This is a genomic window from Ancylobacter sp. VNQ12 (assembly GCF_049445835.1).
GTDB lineage: Bacteria > Pseudomonadota > Alphaproteobacteria > Rhizobiales > Xanthobacteraceae > Ancylobacter.
In genome coordinates, this window is sequence record NZ_JBMSDU010000015.1 from 98,500 (window position 1) to 121,262 (window position 22,763).

General features: G+C 66.8%; 17 protein-coding genes and 1 pseudogene. 13 read left to right on the plus strand and 5 right to left on the minus strand.

Going from position 1 to position 22,763, the window contains the following annotated elements; genetic code table 11:
* Position 1 precedes the first annotated feature (1 nt).
* The 4 genes from ACO2RV_RS18275 to ACO2RV_RS18290 are packed head-to-tail and all read left to right on the plus strand — an operon-like array spanning position 2 to position 4,426.
* Positions 2-1,165, plus strand: coding sequence for a M20 family metallopeptidase (locus ACO2RV_RS18275; protein WP_423295616.1), 1,164 nt, complete (start codon positions 2-4; stop codon positions 1,163-1,165).
* A gap of 3 nt (positions 1,166-1,168) precedes the next feature.
* Positions 1,169-2,266: a mandelate racemase/muconate lactonizing enzyme family protein gene (locus ACO2RV_RS18280; RefSeq protein ID WP_423295618.1), complete on the plus strand. Its 1,098-nt coding sequence runs from the start codon at positions 1,169-1,171 to the stop codon at positions 2,264-2,266.
* A gap of 1 nt (position 2,267) precedes the next feature.
* Complete coding sequence (locus tag ACO2RV_RS18285) at positions 2,268-3,443, plus strand: M24 family metallopeptidase (protein WP_423295620.1); 1,176 nt, start codon at positions 2,268-2,270, stop codon at positions 3,441-3,443.
* 59 nt (positions 3,444-3,502) lie between these two features.
* On the plus strand, positions 3,503-4,426 hold the full coding sequence (locus tag ACO2RV_RS18290) for a dihydrodipicolinate synthase family protein (protein WP_423295622.1): 924 nt from the start codon (positions 3,503-3,505) through the stop codon (positions 4,424-4,426).
* A gap of 42 nt (positions 4,427-4,468) precedes the next feature.
* Here the strand turns inward: ACO2RV_RS18290 and ACO2RV_RS18295 are convergent, their stop codons facing one another.
* Positions 4,469-4,855 (minus strand): transposase, encoded by a 387-nt coding sequence (locus ACO2RV_RS18295; protein WP_423295624.1) that lies wholly within the window; start codon positions 4,853-4,855, stop codon positions 4,469-4,471.
* A 407-nt stretch (positions 4,856-5,262) separates the two neighbouring features.
* Here ACO2RV_RS18295 and ACO2RV_RS18300 point away from each other — a divergent pair, with 407 nt between their 5' ends.
* The 8 genes from ACO2RV_RS18300 (at position 5,263) to ACO2RV_RS18335 (ending at position 13,295) form a co-directional block, all read left to right on the plus strand.
* A complete protein-coding gene (locus ACO2RV_RS18300) occupies positions 5,263-6,516 on the plus strand; it encodes a transporter substrate-binding protein (protein WP_423295626.1) in 1,254 nt (417 codons plus the stop codon).
* Between the two features lie 70 nt (positions 6,517-6,586).
* Positions 6,587-8,209, plus strand: a complete 1,623-nt coding sequence (gene urtB / locus ACO2RV_RS18305) for an urea ABC transporter permease subunit UrtB (RefSeq protein WP_423295628.1) — start codon at positions 6,587-6,589, stop codon at positions 8,207-8,209.
* Positions 8,206-9,300: an urea ABC transporter permease subunit UrtC gene (gene urtC / locus ACO2RV_RS18310; RefSeq protein ID WP_423295630.1), complete on the plus strand. Its 1,095-nt coding sequence runs from the start codon at positions 8,206-8,208 to the stop codon at positions 9,298-9,300. Before urtB ends, urtC begins: the two co-directional genes overlap by 4 nt.
* The gene (locus tag ACO2RV_RS18315) at positions 9,300-10,058 is read left to right on the plus strand and encodes an ABC transporter ATP-binding protein (protein ID WP_423295632.1); all 759 of its coding nucleotides are present in this window, start codon (positions 9,300-9,302) and stop codon (positions 10,056-10,058) included. Before urtC ends, ACO2RV_RS18315 begins: the two co-directional genes overlap by 1 nt.
* Positions 10,059-10,060: 2 nt before the next feature.
* On the plus strand, positions 10,061-10,753 hold the full coding sequence (gene urtE, locus ACO2RV_RS18320; protein ID WP_423295634.1) for an urea ABC transporter ATP-binding subunit UrtE: 693 nt from the start codon (positions 10,061-10,063) through the stop codon (positions 10,751-10,753).
* 34 nt (positions 10,754-10,787) lie between these two features.
* Positions 10,788-11,723, plus strand: coding sequence for an acetamidase/formamidase family protein (locus ACO2RV_RS18325; protein ID WP_423295636.1), 936 nt, complete (start codon positions 10,788-10,790; stop codon positions 11,721-11,723).
* A 310-nt stretch (positions 11,724-12,033) separates the two neighbouring features.
* Positions 12,034-12,375 (plus strand): ArsR/SmtB family transcription factor, encoded by a 342-nt coding sequence (locus tag ACO2RV_RS18330; RefSeq protein ID WP_423295638.1) that lies wholly within the window; start codon positions 12,034-12,036, stop codon positions 12,373-12,375.
* On the plus strand, positions 12,372-13,295 hold the full coding sequence (locus ACO2RV_RS18335) for an SRPBCC family protein (RefSeq protein WP_423295640.1): 924 nt from the start codon (positions 12,372-12,374) through the stop codon (positions 13,293-13,295). Before ACO2RV_RS18330 ends, ACO2RV_RS18335 begins: the two co-directional genes overlap by 4 nt.
* Before the next feature lie 54 nt (positions 13,296-13,349).
* Here the strand turns inward: ACO2RV_RS18335 and ACO2RV_RS18340 are convergent.
* The 3 genes and pseudogenes from ACO2RV_RS18340 to ACO2RV_RS18350 all read right to left on the minus strand — a co-directional run.
* Positions 13,350-13,622, minus strand: a pseudogene (locus tag ACO2RV_RS18340) (SDR family NAD(P)-dependent oxidoreductase); the annotation flags it as partial.
* Between the two features lie 112 nt (positions 13,623-13,734).
* On the minus strand, positions 13,735-14,736 hold the full coding sequence (locus ACO2RV_RS18345; RefSeq protein WP_423295642.1) for an NADP-dependent oxidoreductase: 1,002 nt from the start codon (positions 14,734-14,736) through the stop codon (positions 13,735-13,737).
* A 36-nt stretch (positions 14,737-14,772) separates the two neighbouring features.
* Complete coding sequence (locus ACO2RV_RS18350; protein ID WP_423295645.1) at positions 14,773-15,561, minus strand: SDR family NAD(P)-dependent oxidoreductase; 789 nt, start codon at positions 15,559-15,561, stop codon at positions 14,773-14,775.
* Positions 15,562-15,669: 108 nt separating this feature from the next.
* Here ACO2RV_RS18350 and ACO2RV_RS18355 point away from each other — a divergent pair, with 108 nt between their 5' ends.
* Positions 15,670-16,239, plus strand: a complete 570-nt coding sequence (locus tag ACO2RV_RS18355; RefSeq protein ID WP_423295647.1) for a TetR/AcrR family transcriptional regulator — start codon at positions 15,670-15,672, stop codon at positions 16,237-16,239.
* A gap of 181 nt (positions 16,240-16,420) precedes the next feature.
* Here the strand turns inward: ACO2RV_RS18355 and ACO2RV_RS18360 are convergent, their stop codons facing one another.
* The gene (locus ACO2RV_RS18360; RefSeq protein ID WP_423295649.1) at positions 16,421-22,642 is read right to left on the minus strand and encodes a hypothetical protein; all 6,222 of its coding nucleotides are present in this window, start codon (positions 22,640-22,642) and stop codon (positions 16,421-16,423) included.
* Between the last annotated feature and the right edge of the window lie 121 nt (positions 22,643-22,763).

Genomic DNA, 22,763 nt, shown 5'->3' on the forward strand with positions numbered 1-22,763 from the left:
CATGTCCCTTGCCGTTGCCCCCGACGCCGCCCGCATGAGGCGCGAGCTCGCCGATCTCGTCGCCATCCGCAGTGAAAACCCGCCGGGCCGCGAGGTCGAGGTCGCGCATTACATCCGCGCGTGCCTCGCCCCGCTCGGCTTCGAGATCGCGCTCGACGAGTACAACCCTGGCCGGGTGAATGTGGAGGCGAAGCTGGTCAACGGCCCCGGCCCGGTCTTCGCCTTCAACACCCATATGGACGTGGTGCCGGCGGGCGAGGGGTGGACGTCCGACCCCTTCGTGCTGCGCGAGGCCGATGGCAGGTTGTTCGGCCGCGGTGCCTGCGACTGCAAGGGCCCGCTTGCCGCCATGCTGGAAGCGGTGCGCCAGCTGGCGGCGGGCCGCGCCAGCTGGTCCGGCACGCTGCTCGCCGTCTTCGTCGCGGATGAGGAGATCGCCAGCGAGGGCGCCAGGCTCTACGCCTCGCGCAAGCCGAAGATCGACTTCGCCGTCGTCGGCGAGCCGACCTCGAACACGGTCTATTCCGCCCATAAGGGCAGCTTGCGGCCGCTGGTGCGGGTGCATGGCGTGCCGGCGCATTCCGGCTCGCCGCATCTCGGTGAGAACGCGGTCTATCGCGCCGGCGAGCTGCTGGCGCTGATCGCCGAGACGCATGAGGCCGATGTGCGCCACCGCGCCCATCCGCTGGTCGGCGGGGCGAGTCTCACGGTGACGCGCATCCAGGGTGGCCACGCCGACAATGTCCTGCCCGGTGCCTGCGACATGCTGCTCGACCGCCGGCTGGTGCCCGGCGAGGACGAGGAGGCGGTGAAGGCCGATATCGCCGCGCTGCTGGTCCGCGCCCATGAACGCTCTGGCCTGCGCGCCGAGATCCTTGACTGGAAGCCGACCACCGGCGGCGCCACCGAGACCGCGCCCGACCGGCCGATCGTGCAGGCGAGCCTTGCCGCCTGCCGCGCCCATGGCATCGCGGATGCCGGCCCCTTCGGCTTCCAGGGCGCGTGCGATCTCGTGCATTTCCGCTCCACCGGGGCGGAAGGCGTGGTGATCGGTCCCGGTTCGCTCTCCGTCGCCCACAAGGCGGACGAGTTCGTGCCGGCGGACGAGTTCGAGCTGTCGGCGCTGATCTATCGCGACGTCGCCAAAGCCATGCTGAGCGCCTGAGCCATGCGCGTCTCGCTGCATCGCGCGCTGCTGACCTATGGCGGGGGGCTGGTGCTCCACACCGCCGCGTCGGGCCGTGTTGCCGGGCTCGACACGCTCTATCTGCGCCTCGACGACGGCGAGACGATTGCCGTGGGCGAAGTGCGCCTCAACATCACCTATCTCAACGACCTTGATGCCGATGACGTTCTGGCCGAGACGGTGGCGGTGGTCGAGGCGCTGGATTTCGGCGCGGATCCCGCCGCGCTTCTTGCCGATCTGCCGGCGGCCTTCCGCGCCGCCTCCGCGCCGGTGCGCATGCTCATCGACGGCGCCCTGCACGACCGCGCGGCCAAGCGGGCAGGCCTACCGCTGGTTCGTTATCTCGGCGCGCCGGCGGCGGCAGGTCTCGCCCGCGCCACCAACCAGACGCTGTTCGTCTCCACCGACGAGGTGTTCCTCGCGCAGGCCGAGGCTTATGTCGCGCGCGGCTTCCGCGATCTCAAGGTGCGCATCGGCGCCGGCGACATCGCCGAGGATCTGCGCCGGGTCGGGCTGCTGCGAGCGCGCTTCGGCGCGGCGCTGAAGATCGCCGCCGATGCCAATGGCGCCTGGAGCGAGGACGCGGCGCGCGCCGGCCTCGATGCGCTCGCGCCCTATGGCCTTGCCTATGTCGAGCAGCCGGTTCCCCCCGGCGACTGGGCCGCACTCGACCGTCTCGCGCGGGTGAGCCCCGTTCCGCTGATGCTGGACGAGAGCGTGAAGGATTTCGACGACGTCGCCCGCATCGCCGAGGCCGGCAACGGGCTGATGGCGCATCTCAAGCTGGTCAAGCTCGGCGGCATCGCCCCTGCGGTCGAGGCCGCACGCCGCCTTGCCGCCGCCGGCGTGCCGTTCATGATCGGCCAGATGAACGAGGGCGGCCTCGCCACCGCCGCCGCGCTGCATGCGGCGCTGGCGACCGGACCGCGCTTCGCCGAACTCTACGGCGCCGATGGTCTCACCAATGATCCCGCTTCCGGCCTTTCCTATGCCGAGGGTCGCGTCGCCGCCCCGGACGCACCCGGCTTCGGGCTGAATTTCGATGCGAACGCCACGCATCTCATCAAGGAGTTCTCGTGACATGACCGCCACTGCCAGTGTGGTTCAGGGACAGGAATCCGCCTTCCCCAAGGCCGAATATGACGCCCGTGTCGTCCGCGCACGGCAGGGGCTCGTCGCTGCCGGCCTCGACGCCATGATCGTCACCGGGCCGGAGAACATCTTCTATCTCACCGGCCAGCAGACGCCCGGCTACTACACCTTCCAGGCGCTGGTGCTGCCGGTGGAGGGCGATCCGGTCTTCGTCATCCGCCAGCTCGAATATTTCAACTTCATCGCCAACACCTTCCTCGCCGATGCGGCTATCTATCAGGATACCGACGAGCCGGTGCGCTTTCTCGTCGGTCTCATCGAGGCGAAGGGGCTGAAAGGCAAGCGTGTCGGCATCGACAAGCGGGGCTGGTTCCTGCCCATCGCCACCTATGAGGCGCTCGCCGCCGCGCTTGGCACCGTGCACGACGCCGCCGGCGTGGTGGAGAAGCTGCGCATGGTGAAGTCGCCGTTGGAGGTGGATAAGCTCGTCCGCGCCGCGACCTATGTCGATGCGGGAATGAAGGCCGGCCTTGCCACTGTAAAGCCCGGCAACACCGAGAACGATCTCGTCGCGGCCATGATGAGCGCGGCGATCGCCGCCGGCTCGGAATATATGGGCATGGAGCCGCTGGTTTCCTCAGGTCCGCGCTCGGGCGTGCCGCACGGCACCTGGAAACGCCGGGTGATGCAGGCCGGCGATCCCGCCTTTCTGGAGATGGCCGCCTGCCACGACCGCTACCACGCCGCGCTGATGCGCTCGGCCTGGATTGGCACTCCGCCGGCAGAGGCGGTGGAGATGATGAAGGTCTGCCAGGAAGCGCTGGCCGTCGCGCTCGATGCGGTGAGGCCGGGCGAGGCCTGCGAGGTGCCGCACATTGCCTGCCAGAAGGTGATCGACGCCGCCGGCTACACCGATGCCTTCCGCAAGCGCCTGGGCTACAGCGTCGGCATCTCCTTCGCGCCGGATTGGGGCGAGGGTGGCATTCTCAGCCTCAATGCCGGGGTGAAGACCGAACTCGTGCCCGGCATGGCGTTCCACCTGCCGCCGGCGCTGCGCATCTATGGCCGCTTCACCGTGGGCGTCAGCGAAACCATCGTCGTCACGGAGACCGGCTGCCGCGTGCTCGGCTCGGTCGACCGCGCGCTTCTCTTGGTCGCGGCCTGAGCGCCGACGCCGAAGCTCTGTCGGCGCAGCTTGCCGCCGCATGCCTGAAAGGCTTTTCCATGAAAGACATCACTGAAAGCCGCGCGCGTCTCGCCGGCATCTTCAACATCACCGTCACGCCCTTCGCGGCGGACGGCTCCATCGACACCGCTGGCCTTGCCCGCTCCATGGAGCGGGTGATCGGGCTCGGCTATGACGGCATCCTCATTGGCGGTACCTATGGCGAGTTCCCCGCCATGACCGCCGAGGAGCGCGCCGGGCTGTTCCGCACGGTGATGGACGTGGTCGGCGACCGCGTGCCGGTGATGCTGTGCTCGGCCGGCTCGGATGCGCGCACCGTGCGCGAACTCACCCAGCTCGCCGGCGATCTCGGCGGCCTGCCGATGGTCACGCCTCCCTATGTCTCGGAAGTCACCGACGGCCAGATCGTGGCTTTCTTCAAGGACATGGCGCCGCTGTCGAAGACCGGCATCCTCGTCTACAACGCGCCCGGCATCGGCATCACGCTGCAGCCGGACGTGATCGAGGAGCTCGCCGATATCGAAGGCGTGGTCGGCATCAAGCAGGGCGACCTGTCGGTGACCCCGATCGACAAGATCGCAAATCGGCTGGGCGGGCGGATCAAGCTGTTCTGCGCCTCGGACCTCGCCTTCCTTGGCCCGATGATGGCCGGCTTCGACGGTATCTCCTCGACCAATTCCTGCGCGCTGCCGGAACTGATCCTTGCCACTTACCGGGCGCTGGAGGCGGGCGACGCCCGGACCGCTCGCGAGCTGCACCGCCTCTGGTATCCGTTCCGCGCGCTTGCCCGCACGCACGGCCAGCCGCAGATGGTGAAGGCGGCGATGAACCTGCGTGGCTTCGACGGCGGCAAGGTGCGCCCGCCGCTGCGGGATCTCGAAGGTACGGCGCTCGACGAGGTTGCCGCCATGATGACCGCGCTCGCGGCCCATCCGCCCACCAAGGTCATGTTGGCGGCCTGAGAGCATGAGGCCGCGCGCCCCGGTACAATCGGCGCGTGGCCTCTACCGGGTCATGCGGACCGAGGCGAAGCGGCCGACCACGGCTCCGCCGCTGCGTTCCGCCGCCAGAACCGAGGCCTGGCGCGGCGCAAGAGCGGCCTCCGGGCGCGACATCCCGCGCCGCGCCGACGGCGCCATATCGCCGGGAGGCGGCATATGCAGTCGCTCCGAGAGATTGCTGACCAGTGACCGCAGCCGGTGGTTCTCCGCCTCCAGTTCCCTCATCTGCTGCAGGGCGGGGATGCTCAGCCCGCCGAACCGGCGGCGCCAGCGGTAAAAGGTGCGCAACGAGACCTGGGCCGTGCGACAGATCTCATCGACGGGGACTCCCGCATCGGCCTCCTGAATGAGATGGATGATCTCGCTTTCGGTGAACTGCGAATGTCGCATCGGATCGCCCTTGCTGTCAGACGGATCGGCTGACGGTCGATCCGCTCGGTCGTGCTGCCCTCCAATAATTCGGGCGATGGGCCGCGGCAGTCGGCCGCCCACCGGATAAGCATGCGCTTAATATGAGCACATTACAGTGGATCGATGGCGGAGGTGAGCGAATTTATCATCGCGCGGCACCACCGCTCGCGCTTCTGCGTGGGCTTGTGCATGCGCCCCGCCGGTGCCGGCGACCGCACCCTGCATTGGCGCTGCGGCGTGCGACGCCAATTGGCAATACTGCCAGAAACCATGATCCAGGGGGCCGGTTGGCGCGCCATTGGGCAGCACTGAACATTATATGAGATTGCGCGCGCGCCGCCGCTCAACAGAATTCCGGCATCTTGCGAACACTCGAGGTGTCGACCATGGTGAAGTTCTCCCGGCGTTCCTTCCTGCAGGCCAGCGGTGTTGCCGCGGCAGGACTCGCTTCTCCGATCGGCATGCCCGCCATCCTGCGCCATGCTCAGGCTCAGTCAGGTCCGGTGAAGCTCGGCTGTCTGTTCTCGTCCTCCGGCACGATGGCCAATCTCGAAGGCCGCCTGAACTATGTGGTCAAGATGGCGGCCGACGAGATCAATGCGAAGGGCGGTGTCAATGGCCGCACCATCGACGTGCTGGTCTCCGACCCCGCTTCCGACTGGCCGCTCTACGCGCAGAGCGCCAAGCAGATGTTGCAGCAGGAGAAGGTGTCAGCGCTGTTCGGCTGCTGGACCTCGGTGTCGCGCAAGACCGTGCTGCCGGTGGTCGAGCAGGAAAACGGCCTGCTTTACTACCCGCTGCATTTCGAAGGCGACGAGAACTCCAAGAACGTCGTCTATGTGAACTCGCCGCCGGCGAGCTCGGTGCTGCCCGCCGTCGACTATCTGATGAGCGACGACGGCGTCTCCGCCAAGCGCTTCTTCATGCTCGGCTCGGACTATGTGTGGCCGCGCACCATCAACAAGCAGCTCAAGGGCTACTGGAAGACCAAGGGCATTCCCGAGAGCGCCTGGAAGGAGGAGTACGTCCCCTTCGGCTTCTCCAACTTCCAGACCCTGGTCAACCAGATCCGCGCCTTCGCCGACCAGGGCGGCGGCCAGCCGGTGGTCGTGCTCACCGTGGTGGGCAATTCGATCCCGGATTTCATGCGCGAATTCGCCAATCAGGGCATCCTCGCCACCGACATTCCGGTGCTGGGCCTCGACATGGTGGAGGCCGACCTTGAGGGGCTCGACACTTCCAAGCTGGTCGGCCACCTCAACTGCTGGGCGTATCTGCAGAACGCCAAGGGACCCGCGAACGAGACCTTCCTGAAGAACTGGGCCGGCTATGTGAAAGCCAAGAACGTGCCCTTCAAGGGCGACGTCTCCATCGACCCGATGGTCTCGGCCTACGACTCCGTGCATCTGTGGGCGATGGCCGCCGCCAAGGCCGGCTCCTTCGATGTGCCGGAAGTCTCCAAAGCCTTCGCCGGCCTCAGCTTCGACTGCCCGTCGGGCTACAAGATCGCGATGACGGGCGAGAATAATTACGTCTCGCGCGGCGTGTTCATCGGCTCGGTCAACGATAAGCAGGGTTTCGACATCCTCTGGCAGTCCAAGGACACGCCGAAGCCCGTGCCGTTCAGCCCCTATGGCTGAGCGGAAGTGCCGCCCCTGATCTCCTGAATGGCGGCCGCTGCCAGCCGGGAGTGGCCGCCTTGAGTTCCCGATGAAGCCTACATTCACGCTGCTTCTCCTTCTCGGTCTGTTGGCCGGCGGTTGCTTGCTGCCGGTACCGACAGTCCATGCCGCCGGGCTCGACCGGACAGGGCTCGTGCAGGAGATGTGCGGCGACGCTAGCGCGATGGGCAGGGCGGGCGCGACATTGATCGCCATCGCCGCCTCCGGCAGTGACGACGACCGCGCCTTCGCCGCGCCGCTCGCCCGCGCGATGATCGACCGCCAACTCGCCTGCGACGATGCTGGCGCCGTGCTCGCCGAAGGCGGGCTCGACGCCGGCAGCCGTACGCCACGCGAGGCGGTTGGCGCGCCTCGCTCGCCGCTGCTCAGCCTGAAGAACCGGCCGGTCTTTGAGCTGGCGGATGCCGCCTTCGTGCTGCGCACTGCGCCGACCGCCGGCCAGCGCGCCGCCGCCCTGAGAACGCTGGAACGCCGGCCGGCCATGATCCCCGAAGGCCTGCTCGATAGCGCCGCGCAGGCCGAGAGTGATGCCGGGCTGAAGGCCCAGATCGAGTACCTCGCCCAGAGCGCCGCGCTGAATGCTTCCGACCTGAGCGCGCGCATCCGGGCGATCGGCCGGGTGGCGGAAAACCCGAACCGCCGCGCCCTGACGCAGATCTCGGCGCTGGCGCAGGACCCCGCCTACACATCCAATCCCGCCTTTCGCGCCGCGGTCGACGCCGCAACGGCACGGATCGAGCGCGGCATCGCCATCGGCGACACGCTGGCGACGCTCTACAACGGACTGAGCTTCGCCTCGATCCTGTTCATGGCCGCCATCGGCCTCGCCATCATCTTCGGGCTGATGGGCGTCATCAACCTCGCCCAGGGCGAGCTGATCATGATCGGCGCCTATGTCACCTGGCTGGTGCAGCAGGGGCTGCGGCACATCGCTCCCGGCCTGCTCGACTGGTATCTCGTCCTCGCCATTCCCGTCGCCTTCCTGGCGACGGCAGCCATCGGAGTCGCGCTGGAGGCGACGCTGCTGCGCCACCTCTACAAGCGCCCGCTGATGAGCCTGCTCGCTACTTGGGCGGTCAGCCTGTTCCTGATGAACCTGGTGCGGGTGGTCTTCGGCACGCAGAATCTGCAGTTCGAGACGCCGTTCTATGTTTCCGGCGGCGTGCCGGTAATCGGTGACTTCATCTTCACTTGGAACCGCATGTTCGCCATCGCCTTCGCCGTGGCGACGCTGGCCGTGGCGTGGCTCGTCGTGCGCCGCACGCCACTCGGCCTGAACATCCGCGCCGTGACGCAGAACCGCGACATGGCGGCCTGCATCGGCATTCCCACCCGCCGCGTCGACATGATGGCGTTCGGGCTCGGTTCCGGCCTGGCCGGTCTCGCCGGGCTCGCGCTGTCGCCGATCTACTCGGTGAACACGCAAATGGGGCAGAACTTCATCATCGACAGCTTCATGGTCGTGGTGCTCGGCGGGGTGGGCACCATTGCGGGCACGGTGGTGGCCGCTCTGGGCATCGGCCAGATCAACGTGCTGATCGAGCCGCTCTGGGGGGCGGTCGCCGCCAAGGTCATCGTGCTGCTGATGATCATCGCTTTCCTGCAGTGGCGGCCCGAGGGGCTCTTCTCGGTGAAGGGGCGCCGCAAATGACCGGCTGGAACAAGGACGGCCCCTTCGCGGCGCTCATTCTCGCGCTGCTCGTCGTGGCGGTGGCGATGCCGGCGTTCTCCGGCACGTCGCTGGAACTGTCTCGCTACCTCGTCAATGCCATCGGTCAGCTTGCCGCCTTCGCTGTGCTCGCCGTCTCGCTCGATCTCATCTGGGGCTATCTCGGCATCCTCTCGCTGGGCCACGGGCTGTTCTTTGCCATGGGCGGCTACGTCATGGCGATGTACCTGCTCAAGCACTCCTTCGTGGCCACGGGGACGGTGCCGGATTTCCTTCAGTTCATGGGCTGGAGGGAATTTCCCTTCTACTGGGCGGGCTTCGAGTTCTTCCCCTATGCGCTCGCCGTCGCGGTGGCGGTCACGCTGCTGGTCTCCGGCGTGTTCGGCTATGTCTCGTTCCGCTCGCGGGTCGGCGGTGTCTATTTCGCCATCATCACCCAGGCGCTGGTCTACGTCGCGATGCTGCTGATGTTCCGCAATGACACCGGATTCGGCGGCAATAACGGCATGACGGGCTTCTCCGTCCTGTTCGGCTGGCCGATGGGCACGAGCGGCATGATCACCGCGCTGGCGGTCGCCTCGCTCGCCGCCCTCGCGCTGGTGCTGGTGCTGTGCCGCCGGTTGGTCCGCAGCCGCTTCGGTGCGCTGATGGTGGCGACGCGCGACGACGAGACCCGCCTGCGCACACTCGGCTACGAGACTCTGCGGCTGAAGCTCATCGTCTGGTGCCTCTCCGCGCTCGTCGCCATGGTGGCCGGCATGCTCTATGTGCCGCAGGTCGGCATCATCAATCCGCGCGTGCTTTCCCCGGAATTGTCGCTGGAGATCGCCGTATGGGTCGCCATCGGCGGGCGGGGGCATCTCGTGGGAGCCGTGATCGGGGCGCTGCTGGTTAATGCCGTGAAGTTCTGGTTGTCCTCCGCCGCGCCCGAGATATGGCCGTTCATTCTGTCCGGCCTCATCGTCCTCGTTGTGCTGGTCTTCCCGAACGGCCTCATCGACCTCGCCAGGCTCAAGCTCGTCCGTCCCATGGGCGCCAAGCGTATGGCCGCGGAGATGGAGGAGGCGCGCTGATGGCGGTCACGGCTCTCCTCGTCGACGGCCTCACGGTCCGCTTCGGCAGCTTCCGCGCCATCGACGACCTGTCCCTCGCCATCGACTATGGCGAGGTGCGCGCGGTGATCGGGCCGAATGGAGCCGGCAAGACGACGCTGCTCGACGTCATCTCCGGCATCACAAGGCCGAAGGAGGGCAGGGTCATCTTCGACGCCACCACTGGCGCCGACGTTACCTCCAAGGTCGTCTTCGACATCACCACCCGCAGCGAATCCGCCATCGCCCGCGCCGGCATCCGCCGCAAGTTCCAGAAGCCGAGCGTGTTCGAAGGGCTCAGCGTGCGCCAGCATATAGCCATCGGTGCCGATGCCGGTTTCCGTTCGGAGTTCGACAGCCCGGCCCTGGAGGATCGTATCGGCGAGGTGCTGGAGACGGTGGGGCTGCTCGAACAGGCCGACCGGCTCGCCGGCGAACTCAGCCATGGGCAGAAGCAGTGGCTGGAGATCGGCATGGTGATCGCCTCCGATCCAAAGGTGCTGATGCTCGACGAACCAGTCGCCGGCCTGACCGACGAAGAGACGGAGCGCACGGCGCGGCTGGTGCGTTCGCTGGTGCGGCCGGACCGCGCCATCGTCGTCGTCGAGCACGACATGGACTTCGTCGAGCGCATCGCCGACCGCGTCACGGTACTCCATGAGGGGCGCACCTTGTTCGAAGGCTCGATGGACAAGGTGCGGGCCGACGCGGCGGTCGTCGATGTGTATCTGGGGCGCTGACCATGCAGTTCCGTGTCGAGGCTCTCGACCAGTATTACGGCTCCGCGCAGGTGCTGCGCCATGTCGGCTTCGAGATACAGCCGGGTGAGTGCATGGCGGTGCTGGGCCGTAACGGCGCCGGCAAGAGCACGCTCCTCAAATGCATCATGGGCGTGCTCGCCCCAAGCGCCGGCCGCGTGCTGCTCGATGGCGCCGACGTGACGGGCTGGTCGCCGAACCGCCGCTCGCGTGCGGGGCTGGCCTATGTGCCGCAGGGCCGCGAGATCTTCTCGGAATTGACGGTGGGCGAGAATATCGAAGCCGCGGCGCGGGCGCACGGCACCTACGGCACCAGGGCCATGGACGAGGCGCTCGATCTCTTTCCCGTGCTGCGTGAGATATGGAAGCGGCCAGGCGGCGTGCTGTCTGGCGGGCAGCAGCAGCAACTCGCCATCGCCCGCGCCCTCGTTACACAGCCGCGCCTGCTCATCCTCGACGAGCCGACCGAGGGCATCCAGCCCAACATCGTCGCGCTGATCGGCGAGGTGCTGCGCGCGCTGAAAGGCCGTATGTCGATCCTGCTGGTCGAACAATATCTCGACTTTGCCATCGAGACCGCCGACGCCTTCGTCATCCTTTCCCGCGGCGCGGTCGTCGAGACCGGCCGCGCGCCGACGATGAACCGGGCACATCTCACCCGCTTCATCGCCGTCTGAACCCGCTTTCCGCGCACCGCATCAGGAGTTTCACATGTCGCGCCGCTTTGAAATCCCCGCCACGCCGGAGAACATGGTCTGGGGCTATCTCGACAGCGCAACCCCGCCCATCCTCGAAGTGGCGTCGGGGGACGTGGTGACGCTGCATTCCTTTCCCGCCGGCGGCAAGGAGACGCTGCCCGACACGCTTCCCGTGCCCGAGGACTATAAGCTGGCACTCGACACGCTGCCGCAGGGACCCGGGCCGCACTTCATCACCGGGCCGGTCCATGTGAAGGGCGCCAAGCCGGGCGATGTGCTGCAGGTCGACATTCTCGACGTGAAAGTTCGCCAGGACTGGGGATTCGTCTCCATCCTGCCGCTGCTTGGCACTCTGCCGGACGAGTTCACCGACTACGAGACCATCCATCCGGTGGTGGATCACGCGCGCAATGTCTGCGTGCTGCCCTGGGGCACCGAGATTCCGCTCGATCCCTTCTTCGGTATCATCGCTACCGCGCCGCCGCCGGCCTGGGGGCGCTGCGGATCGCCGGTGCCGCGCGCCTTCGGCGGCAACATGGACAATAAGGAACTGCGCGCCGGTACCACGCTCTATCTGCCGGTGTTCAACGAGGGCGCGCTGTTCTTCGCCGGCGACGGCCATGGTGTGCAGGGCGATGGCGAGGTCTGCATCACCGCGCTGGAAACCGGCGTCACCGGCACCTTCCGCCTGACCGTGCGCAAGGACATGGAACTCGACTGGCCCTTCGCCGAAAGCGCGACCCACCTCATCTCGATCGGGCTGGACGAGGACCTCGACGATGCCGCCAAGCAGGCGACGCGCGAGATGGTGAAGCATGTGTGCGAGCGCACCAATCTCTCGCGCAACCAGGCCTACATGCTGTGCTCGCTCGCCGGGAATTTGCGGGTGACGCAGCTCGTCGACGGCAACAAGGGCATCCACATGATGCTGCGCAAGTCGCTGCTGTGATCGGGCGTGAGCCGGATCGCAATCCGTGAGGATCCAGCTCACGGTCTCCAGCGGGATGTTCCCTCTGGCGCCGGCGGTCGGGCGTCGCTGGACGTGCGAATTTCCCCCAGTCTCTGCTCGATCCGGCTGGCATGCGCGATGCCGACGTGGAAGTGATCCGCGACGCCCTCCGCACGCTTCGTAAGCCGCCCGCCGCGATGGTCCGTCGACGCTGAAGGTCCGGATCAAGGGGGGGTATGCACACCGGAAAACTTAGCTGATCGACGAAGTGTCTCTTGCGCAATCAGCGTGTCGGATGATAGTTAGTGATATGGCTAAGCATCATCCCGAACTCTCGCTGCTGTTTCACGCACTGGCTGATTCGACCCGTCGATCGATCCTGGCCCGGCTCTCTGAAAGGCCTGCGCGGGTCACGGATTTGTCCGAGCCCACTGGTCTTCGCCTGCCCACGGTGATGCGGCACATCGCGGTGCTCGAAGAGGCGGGGCTGATCGCGACCTCCAAGGATGGACGGGTGCGCACCTGCGCCATCGTGCCGGAGGCTCTGGAACCGGTGCGGACATGGCTCGATGAGCAGCGGGCCACATGGGAAGCCCGGCTCGGCCGGTTGGACGCATTTGCAATGAAGGCAATGAGGGAGCGCTCGGAATGACGTCGACGCGGAATTCGGACGACATGCCTGCGGCGGGGCCTGCTGCGCAGGGCCGCTTTGCCACGCTCACCTTCGAGCGGGACGTTGCCGCACCATTGTCGGTGCTGTGGCAGGCTTGGACGGCCCCAGCTGCGCGGGCGGTCTGGGCGGCGCCCACGCCCTCGGTTACCGTGGAGTTTCTCGAAGCCGATACCCGAGTGGGTGGACGCGAAATCTCACTCTGCAAGGTTGAGGGCCAGCCCGACATCCGTTGCGAGTGTGGCTGGCTGGCATTGCAGCCGGCGGTGCGCAGCGTGAACTATGAGATCGTCTCGTCCAGCGGCGTGACGCAATCGGTAGCGCTGGTGACGGCCGATTTCTCCGGCACGGACGAGCGCAGCCGGGTTGTCGTGACGGTGCAGCTCTCTTCGCTGGCGGAGAACATGGAGGCCGGCTACCGGCAGGGCTTCGATGCGGGAGTGGACAATCTCGCTGGTGTGGCCAGACGAACCATGCTGCTGCAGCGGGTGATACAGGCGCCGCGAACCATTGTCTGGAACAGCTGGATGAACCCCGCGGCGTTGCCGCAATGGTGGGGGCCGGACGGGTTTTCCTGCGAGACCAAGAGGATCGACCTGCGAACGGGCGGCGAATGGGTGTTCGACATGATCGGGCCTGACGGCGCGGTGTACCCGAACCACCACCTCTATACCGAGGTCCGCCCCGAGGAGAGGATCGGCTATACGCTACTCTGGGGCGAGAATGGACCGAAGCACGCCGATGCCTGGGCCTCGTTCGAGGATCATGGCGGGGCGACGAAGGTGACACTGGGCATGGTGTTCAGCGCCGAGGCGGAGTTCCAGAAGGCGAGGGGATTCGGCGCCGTGGAACTGGGGCTGCAAACGCTGGGAAAACTGGAGCGCTTCGCAAGATCACGCTGAAATTCCGGGAAGTGGCGGGGCTGCAGCTCATTCAGGTTCCGCCTACGCCCGGAACTCGGCGCCCCCGAACATGCCGACGCCGGCATTGTTGACGAGAACATCGATGCGCCCGGTGAGCGCGAGCACCTGCGACACGAGGGCGGTCACGGAATCATCATCCGTCACGTCGCAGGCCAGCATCGTGACCTGGCTCATGCAGGTTCCGCCCGGTTTGCGGCTGGTGCCGAAGACGGTGAAGCCGGCCCGCGCCAGCGCCTCGGCGCTCGCACGGCCAATTCCGGACGACGCCGCCGTCACGAGAGCCGTTTTCTGAGATTTGGAGGACATGGCTGTCGATCCGGTTTGCTGGACGGGGAGGGGCCGCAATCGCGGCGTGGAACAGGCACAGCCGACACGCGCCACAGGGCCGGTCGAGCTCAGGATGAGGGGGACATTGCCGTCACTTCAGCCTGACGACGACCTTGCCTTTGGAGCGTCCGTTTTCGATGTAGGCCAAGGCGTCATTGGTCGCCTCGAACGGGAAGACCCGATCCACGACCGGGCGAATGATCCCGGCTTCGATCAGAGCCGTGATCTGGCTCAGCTGCACGCCATCCGCCCGCATGAACAGGAAGGAATAGCGCATGCCTCGGGTTTTGGCCTTCCTTCGGATGCCGAAGCTCAGAAGGCGCATGAGCTGCCGCAGCAACAGATTCAACCCCGCCCGTCGGGCGAAGTCCGGGTCCGGTGGACCGGAGATCGAAATCAGCGTGCCGCCGGGCTTCAGCACGTTCAGCGACTTCTGAAGCGTGTCGCCGTCCAGGCTGTTCAAGACGACATCGTAACCCGTCAAGACGGTCTCGAAATCCTGCTTCTTGTAGTCGATGACGATATCGGCGCCGAGGCTTCTGACCAGATCGATATTGGCGGTACTGGTCGTCGTCGCAACCGTCGCGCCGAGATGCTTGGCCAGCTGGATGGCGAAGGTCCCGACGCCGCCCGAACCGGCGTGAATGAGGACCTTCTGTCCCTTGCGCAGGCCGGCGCGCTCCACCAGCGCCTGCCAGGCGGTCAGCCCGACCAGGGGAACCGACGCCGCCTCCTCCATGGTCAGATTCGTCGGCTTCAGCGCGAGATCGTCTTCATGGACGGCAATCCGCTCGGCGAAGGTCCCGATACGACCGTCGCGCGGGCGGGCATAGACCTCGTCACCCACCTTGAAACGGCGGACCTTGGCTCCGACGCGAGCGACCCGTCCGGCCATGTCGTGTCCCAGTATGAAAGGGGGCCGATAGGGGAGCAGCAGCTTGAAGCTGCCATCGCGGATCTTGGAGTCCAGCGGGTTGAGCCCGGCGGCGTGGATGTCGACCAGCACGTCTTCATCCCCCAGAGCGGGCTCCGGCCGATCCCCAAAACGCAGGGCGCCGCCCTTCCTGTATTTTTCGACGATGAATGCCTTCATGAGGATAACTCTGGATTGCTATTGCCGTGCGGGGGCTCAGCTGGCCGTGCGATAGCGCGCGGCGGCGTGTTCCTGGCTGGTGTTCGGCAGGATGGCCAGGCGCGCCGCCTCATAGGCGTTCCATTGCTCGACATCGGGCAGCGGCGGAATAGTGACGGCCTCGCGGCGGTCGAAGCCAACCATCGCCGCATCGGCCAGTTCGCCAACCTCCATAACGCCGGGGATGGTATTCACATCGACACCGGCGTGTTCCCAGATTTCGGTGCGCGTGGCGGCGGGAAGCACCGCCTGAACATAGACGCCCTTCGGGCCCAGTTCGAGGCTGAGTCCCTGCGACAGGAACAGCACGAAGGCCTTGGTCGCGCCATAGACGGCGGTGCCAAATTCCGGCGCCAGACCGACCACGGAGCCGATGTTCACGATCGCGCCTTTGCCGGCCTTTGCCAGACGGGGCGCGATGGCGCTGGCCAGCCGCAGGACGGCGGTGGTGTTGAGGGCGAGCAGCCGCGCGGCATCGTCCGTGGACTGCTCGACGAAGCTCCCGCCAATTGCGGTTCCGGCATTGTTGATGAGTATGCCGATGCGCGCATCCTCGCGCAGCCGGGTCTCCACGACGCCGAGGTCGGTGGGCTGGGTCAAATCCGCCGCGATGATATCGATCGCCACGCCGGTCTGCTCGCGCAGGCGAGCCGCAAACGCCTCCATCCGAGCCACGTTGCGGGCAACCAGAACAAGATCATGCCCACGGTGGGCGAAGCGCTCGGCATAAGCCGCCCCGATGCCGGTGGACGCGCCAGTGATGAGAACGGTGGGATGTGCCGCCATGGGTTGCTCTCTCTTCAGTTCATGCTCATATACATGATGAGTGTCATGATTGGCGTTAAATATGATGATCATCATGTAACTGTCAATGAGGCTTCGGGAGGTTTCGGGATGAAGGTCAGCCGAGAGCAGATGACGCAGAACCGCCAGCGGATCCTGGAGGTCGCCAGCCGGCTGTTTCGCGACAAGGGGTTCGACGCGGTCAGCGTGGCTGAGGTCATGAAGGCCGCCGGGCTCACCCATGGCGGCTTCTATGGGCATTTCAGTTCAAAGGACGATCTGGTCGCACAGACGCTTGCCCATGTTCTTGCCGCAGACGCCGGCGGCGACGGTGAAATAAGCGCCTATCTCGATGCCTATCTGTCGCCGCGCCATCGGGACAACCCGGCCGCGGGTTGCCCCACGGCGGGACTTGCGGCCGCCATCCGTCACCAGTCACCCGCGGCGCGCGGCGCGATGACGGAGGGTCTACACTCGCAGATTGCCCGCATCGAGAAGGCGCTTCGGGAGTTGGATCCGGCTATCCGACGCCGAGCCGCGATCGGTAGCTGGGCCGCCATGGTGGGGGCCGTTACTCTCGCCCGGGCCATTGACGATCCCGCTCTTTCCGACGAGATTCTGGAGCAGACGCGGGTCTGGATTGATGCTGGGATCAACGAAACGTCCCCAGTCAAATTGTAATGCTTCCCAGTGCCGTGCGGCTGAGCCCCGACCTTGTCTCCTCTAAAGCAGACATGGCCCGCGAAAGAAGACGTCTCCGACTCTGAGCTCAACTAAATCACGGCCGCGCAGCTTGCTGTCGATTGTGAGGTTGGAGATGGCGAGATCAGGCACGCGATAGCCAATCTGCGGCACCTGATTCTTAGAAGTGATAGGCGAAGCGCAGGCTGCCGCTCTGAGCCAGGAAGGAATCGCCGGCCGAGAGACCGTATTCCGCCTTCAGCTCGAACCCGCCTGCCTTGTAAACATCGAGGCCGGCCGAGAACGTGCCGAGCACTGCAGGTGAGTTCAGATAGGTCTGGAAGCTGTCGTTCGGGGTGGAGGCCCCCACGAAGCGTGCCCTCATCACCCGAGACTCGTTGGAATTGAAGCTCACTCCGGCGGTCACGAAGGGGCGCAGGATCGTATCGTCGAGATCATAGCGGCCGCCGATTTCGACCATGGGCGATATGATGACGCTGGTCTGGCTGCTGCCCTGAACGTCGAGTGCGTAATTCGCATCGCCTCGCTCCCAGTAGCCTGGCGCATCGGCGTAGACGAAATCGAGATCGGCATAGGGCCGGATGTACCAGCTAGGAAAGGTGAACTCGTAACCCGCCCGCAGGCGGCCGGCGATCAGCGTCATGCTGCTGTCGCTGTCGAGCACGGCCGGCGCCACGCCCTCGATGGGCAATTGCACGAGCCGGCTATTGTCGTAGCCGCCGTAGGCCATCGCGAACGAGCCGGCGATCAGCCAGGGGCCGGCCACGTGCTTGAGCGAGACACTACCGTCGACGGTGTAGCCGTCGCCGCTGGAGCCGTTATCGGACGAGGATGATGTCGGGCCCGCACCGAGCGAGCCGCCGAGATACCAGCCGGGTGCCAGTTCCTTCTGGGTGCCGACCCGATAGGTTATCTGGGAGACGTCGAAGCCCTGCGTGTCGCGGGTCGGCGACTGGCCTACCCAGCTGCCGCTCACCTTGGCCCAGGCGCACTCGTCCTCGCCGAGCAGCGTCCCGGAGGTGATGAAGACCGGGCAACTCAGCGCCGCGCCCAGCACGGTGCCCGCATTGTTCAGGAGGGCGGTGGCCTGTGCCTGCGACGCCTCGGGAGAAAGCGCCCTGAGCGCGGCGATGTAGGAGGCACCCTCGTCGATCTTCGAGAGAGCGCCGAACAGGGGAGCGAAGAAGGTGGGCGAGCCGATCCCGTTCCAGCCGTCGCCTAGATAGTCGGCAAGGGAAGCTTCGCCGGGTGTCAGCGGCACGCCGGCCGGGGCGAAATTCGCGATGGGTATCAGCGAGACGGTATTTTCAAAATTGGACACACCCCATTGGAACAGCAGGGAAGATGTCGCGCGCGCGAACTGCTGTACCGAGCCGCCGGTGAGGACCGGATATTCATCGTTGAGCAGGTTTTTGGCGTTGGGGGTGATGATACCCAGCAGGTCGGCCTTGCCGGCCACGTTCAGCATGTCTGCCTGCTGGGTCGCCAGTGCGTCGATGTCCACTTCCAGATTGCCGGACGCGGACTGCGTGTAGGCGCCGCTGAGCGCCGTCGACCCCACCGTTCCCTTGCCGGCGACGTTGACCGTCCCGTTATTGGTGATCGCCGACACGTTCATCTCGGGTCCGGCGTTGAGCAGGCCGTTGTTGGTGACGATGCCCTCGTTGCCGCCGAGATCGACGCTGCCGGTGATGGTTCCCTGATTGGTCACGCTGGTCGAGCCATCGATGCTCAGGATGGCCATGCCGTTCGCCCCGTCGACCGTGCCGAGGAAGCCGGCCGCGCCGATCAGGACCTGATTGGAGGAGGTCCATTGGTCAGGTGCTGCGAGGGTGCCGCCGCCGGAGAGCACGAGACCGGCGGCACCCACGCCGCCGCTCGTGCCGGTATTGGTGCCGCCGACGACAGTGCCGTCGATGGTGACGGTGAGGGCTGCGCCTCTGCTCTGGCTGGAGGAAATGCCGGTGCTCTGCGCGAGGATGCCGATGGAGCCGGAGCCGGTCGTCTTGACCGATCCGCCATTCTCGACCGTGACCGACACGGCGCCGCCGGTGGCTGTGTGTTCGCCTTCGGAGACGCCGTTGATCCGGGCGCTGTTGCCGAAGGCGAGGCTGGAATTGTCCGCCGAATTGGCGATGCCGCCACCCCCGCCCACTGACTGCGCGACGATGCCGTGCGCGTTGGTTCCGGTGGTGAGGATGCTGCCAGAGATGTTGACGATGACGCTGCCGGCTGTGGAGTCCACGCTGTCGGAACTGGTCAGCGTGTTCGCGGCGAGCGACTGCACGGGTAGTGAGGGATCCCCGGCGAGGCCGCCGCCGCCATAAAGGCTCTGGGCGAGGACGCCCCAGGCGCCGTCACCCGAGGTTGCGATGCCGCCTGAGGCGGACAGGGTGGCGGAGACCGTCCCTGAAGCCCCGTCATTGGCACCGGGCGCAGCCTGCAATGTGACTGACGCCGTGTTGCCGGCCGCCGCAGTGACGAGGCCGCCGCCGCCGCCGATGCTCTGTGCGATCACCCCGATGGCACGGGCGCCGCTGGTCGACAGTGCATCGTCGACATTCACGCTGACATCGCCACCGGCGCCGCTGGCGCCGGGGCCGCCGCCCATATGGATGGTGAAGGAAGAGGCGTCGTTCCACGGCGCGAAACTCCCGGTCAGGCCGGCGGTGTTGCCGAAGCACAGGGTGGCCGCAATGCCGCTCACCGAGGCGCCAGTGGAATTGGAGCAGCCCGCGCTGCCGAGGCCGCCGCCACCGCCGATCGATTGCGCGAGGATGGCGGGCGCATCGTCACCGAGCGTCGCGACCGCGCCGGGGGCGACACTCACGGTGCCGCCGGCGCCGGCGGCACCGCCGCTGCCACTCCAGCCGGCGCCGATGCCGATGGTCGTGGTGTTGTTGACGCTACCTTCCGCGCCCACGCCACCGCCGCCGCCGATCGACTGGGCGAGAATGCCGATGGCGCCATAGCCGGCGGTCAGCACGCTGCCGCCCCCCTCGATCGTCACACCGGAACCGTCGCCACCCGCGCCGCCGCTGCCGCCCACCGATACGGTCGCCGCATAGTTGCCGCCCTGATTGCCGGTGGTCCCGCCGGCAATGGAGTTCGCTGCCGATGTCGCCGCGCCGGCGCTGCCGCCGCCGCCGCCGATGGACTGGGCCAGCAGGCCGAAGGCGCGCTCGCCGAGCGTCGTCACGCTGCCCGTGTTAGTGATCTGGACCACGCCGCCATCGCCGCCACTGCCCCCGGTTCCGCCGACGGAGACGCTGCCAGTATAGGAGTTGCTGGGTGCGTTCAGCAGGTCTTCGATCTGGAACAGGGCGGTGATGGTGGCGGACGCGTCCGAGGACCCGCCCGTGCCGCCGCCGCCGCCGATCGACTGGGCGAGGATGCCGACCGCGTCGCCACCCGTAGTGTAGGCGCTGCCATTCTGCTGGACGAACTGGCCGGTGGAAATGAGGCCGGCATTGTTCACCGTGACCGACTGGGCATAAGCGCCGGCCCCGCCCGCTCCGCCGAGCGCGACATTCATGGCTACAGTGTCGCCGCTGCCCGCTGCCACGCCGCCACCCGCATTGCCGCCGCCACCACCGATCGACTGGGCGAGGATGCCTTGCGAGCCTGAGCCGGTGGTCAGGATAAGGCTATCGGCAGCGTTGCCGACATAGATCGTACCGCCAAAGCCGCCGGCGCCGCCCTTTCCGCCCAAGCCCAGCGTGACGTCGATGGAGTTGCCGGTCTCGCCGCCGAGATTGGGACTGCTGACGCTGCCATTGCCGACTCCACCATTGCCGCCGCCACCTCCGATGGATTGCGCCAGGATGCCGGCTGCGTTGTTGCCCTGGGTGATGATGGTGCCGGTGCAGAGGGCGCCGCAATCGACGGTCGGATCACCATTGTTTATGGCGACCGAGCCGCCGTTGCCCCCGCCGCTGCCGTCACCGCCGACGGCGACGCCGAACTTGATGGTCGCCCCCGTGCCTTCGATCGCGCGCGCCATGGCGCTGGCATCGCCGCCGTTGCCGCCGCCGCCGCCGATGGACTGGGCGAGGATGCCTATGCTTCCGGCTCCCAGCGTCGATATCCCGCCGATATTGCTGAGGTCGACGAAGGAGCCCGCGCCGCCGCTGCCCCCACTGCCCCCGACAGAGGTGGCTATGGTGATGCTCGACCCGTCGAGGGGGAGGGATTCCGTGCGTGACAAGGCCGAACCGCCATTGCCGCCGCCGCCGCCAATGCTCTGGGCGAGAATGCCGACGGAATCGAGCCCCGCGGTGGCATAGGTGACGTCCCTGCCATGCACGGTGACCGTACCGCCATCCCCGCCTTGGCCGCCCTGACCGCCAATGGCGGTGGTTACGTCGAACGCAGCGTTGACGGTATAGACCGCCGCGGCCCCGCCGGTGCCGCCACCCCCACCGATGGATTGCGCCAGAATAGCGGGCGAATGCACGCCGGTGGTAAATATTGAGTTCGCATTGCCCCCGACAGTGACGGTGCCGCCATAGCCTCCGCCGCTGGCGTTGCCGCCCACTGCCGCCGAGAAGGGCGAGGTGGAATAGGTCTTTCCATAGCCGCCATTGCCGCCGCCGCCGCCAACCGATTGCGCGCCAATGCCGGCGGCGAAATCTCCGGCCGTGTAAATGGCGGCTGCGTTCAGGTTCACATCAACCGCAGCCCCGTTGCCTGCCGCTCCCGCCCGCCCGCCAACCGAAGCGACGAGACCGCTCGCATTGGCCCCGTTGCCGCCACCGCCGCCAATGCTGTGGGCGAGGATGCCGAACGCGCCGTCGCCTTGGGTGGTGAGGATGCCGCCGAGCTTGTCCACGGTGACCGTGCCCCCATTGCCGCCGACGCCCCCATTATTGCCGACGGCGACCACGCCCTTGGTGCCGGTGGCGGTGCCACCGCCGCCGCCGATGCTCTCGGCGAGAATACCGATGGCGGCTGTGCCCGAGGTGGCGATGGTGCCGCTGTCGAAGATTTGAACCGTGTTGCCACCGGCGCCGCTGCCGGCAGTGCTGCCGCCGAGGAGGTTCAGTAGGCCCGGATTGCTGTCCATCACGCCGCCGGAGCCGCCGAGGCTGAGCCCCAATATACCGATGGCACCGATGCCACCGGTGGAGATGGCACCCGAATTCGCGATGGTCACCGTTCCGGGCGAGCCCGCCCCCGGACCGACCTGTCCCACTTGGTCGATCACATAATTCTGGCCGTCCTCCACCTCCAGCAGTTCGCCGGCCCCGCGGCCGCCGGTCGCGCTGACGGCGGCGATGCCGATGGAGACGTTGCCCGCCGTAGTGATGGTCGCCTGGTTGATTACCTTCACAGCGCCGGCGTTGCCGGGCGGTGCGTAGTCCGTGGGCTTTGCATTCTGGCCGTTGTCCTGGAGGCTATCGGGCGGCGTCTGGGTTGTCGTCGAGTTGCCGCCATTGCTCAGGGCGAGGATGCCGATGCCCAGTTCTCCCGACGTCGTGATCGTCACGTTCGATCCGGTAGTGACGATGACGTCGGCGCCGGCGCCATTCTGGTGACCGCCATAGGTGCCGCCCTCGGCATACCAGGACAGGCCGCCGACGCTCGCCGCGAAGACCGCGATCGCGTTGTCGCCGGACATGTTGATCTGCGTGCCCGGGTTGAGCGTCACATGGACGTTCGCCGCATCGCCGCCCGAAACCGAGTATGCGCTATCGGTCGCGCCCGAGGAGCCGCCCGCCGACAGCGCGTAGATGCCGTAGGCGTTGTCGGCGTTCTGCCCGTTGATGGTGCCGGTAAAGTCGACCGTCACCGTGCCCGAAGCGCCGCCCGGGCCGAGATTGTGGTTGGCGTCATAGGTGTAGCCGGCGCCCTGTCCCCCGGCGCTGAGGGCGTAGATGCCTGCGGTGTTCGAACCGAGATCAAGCACAGTGCCCGCATTGGCGGTGACGGTGACTGTCCCGCCCTGGCCGCCGGAACCGGCCGCGTTGCCGGGCCCGACATTGGCGCAGCCGCCCACCGACTGGGCCCAGACGGCCGCGCCGAGGGGAAGAACGAGCCCTCCTGGCCCCTGTATGCTGCTGCCGGAACCAGATGCCGCAACGGCGCCGGTAATGGTGACGGTCACGGCACCGGCGTTGAAGCCGTCCACCCCCCCGTCGTTTCCGCCCTGCGCGCCGAGGGACTGTACGACCACCGGCGCTGTGGTGCCGTTGCCCGGATAGGTTACGGCGATCCCACCGGTATTGATGCCGTACCGGTCACTGTCCTGCACGAGGCATGTCACCGGCGGGATGCTCTGCGCATGGCCGGGACCGGAGGAGACCAGCAGCACAGCGACCGGAAGCGCCAATGCGGTACCGGAAGCGCCCCTGTGCGGGGAGGCCAAGCTGAGAGGTTTCATGACAGACGGCCCTTCTGCGGTCCCGCCGAATGCGCAACAGGGTAGGGGTTGCGCCATCCGAGTCAGATGGGCTCGTCGACACGAACCGGACAAAAGTCTAAATTGGCGTCAGGCTGGCTGC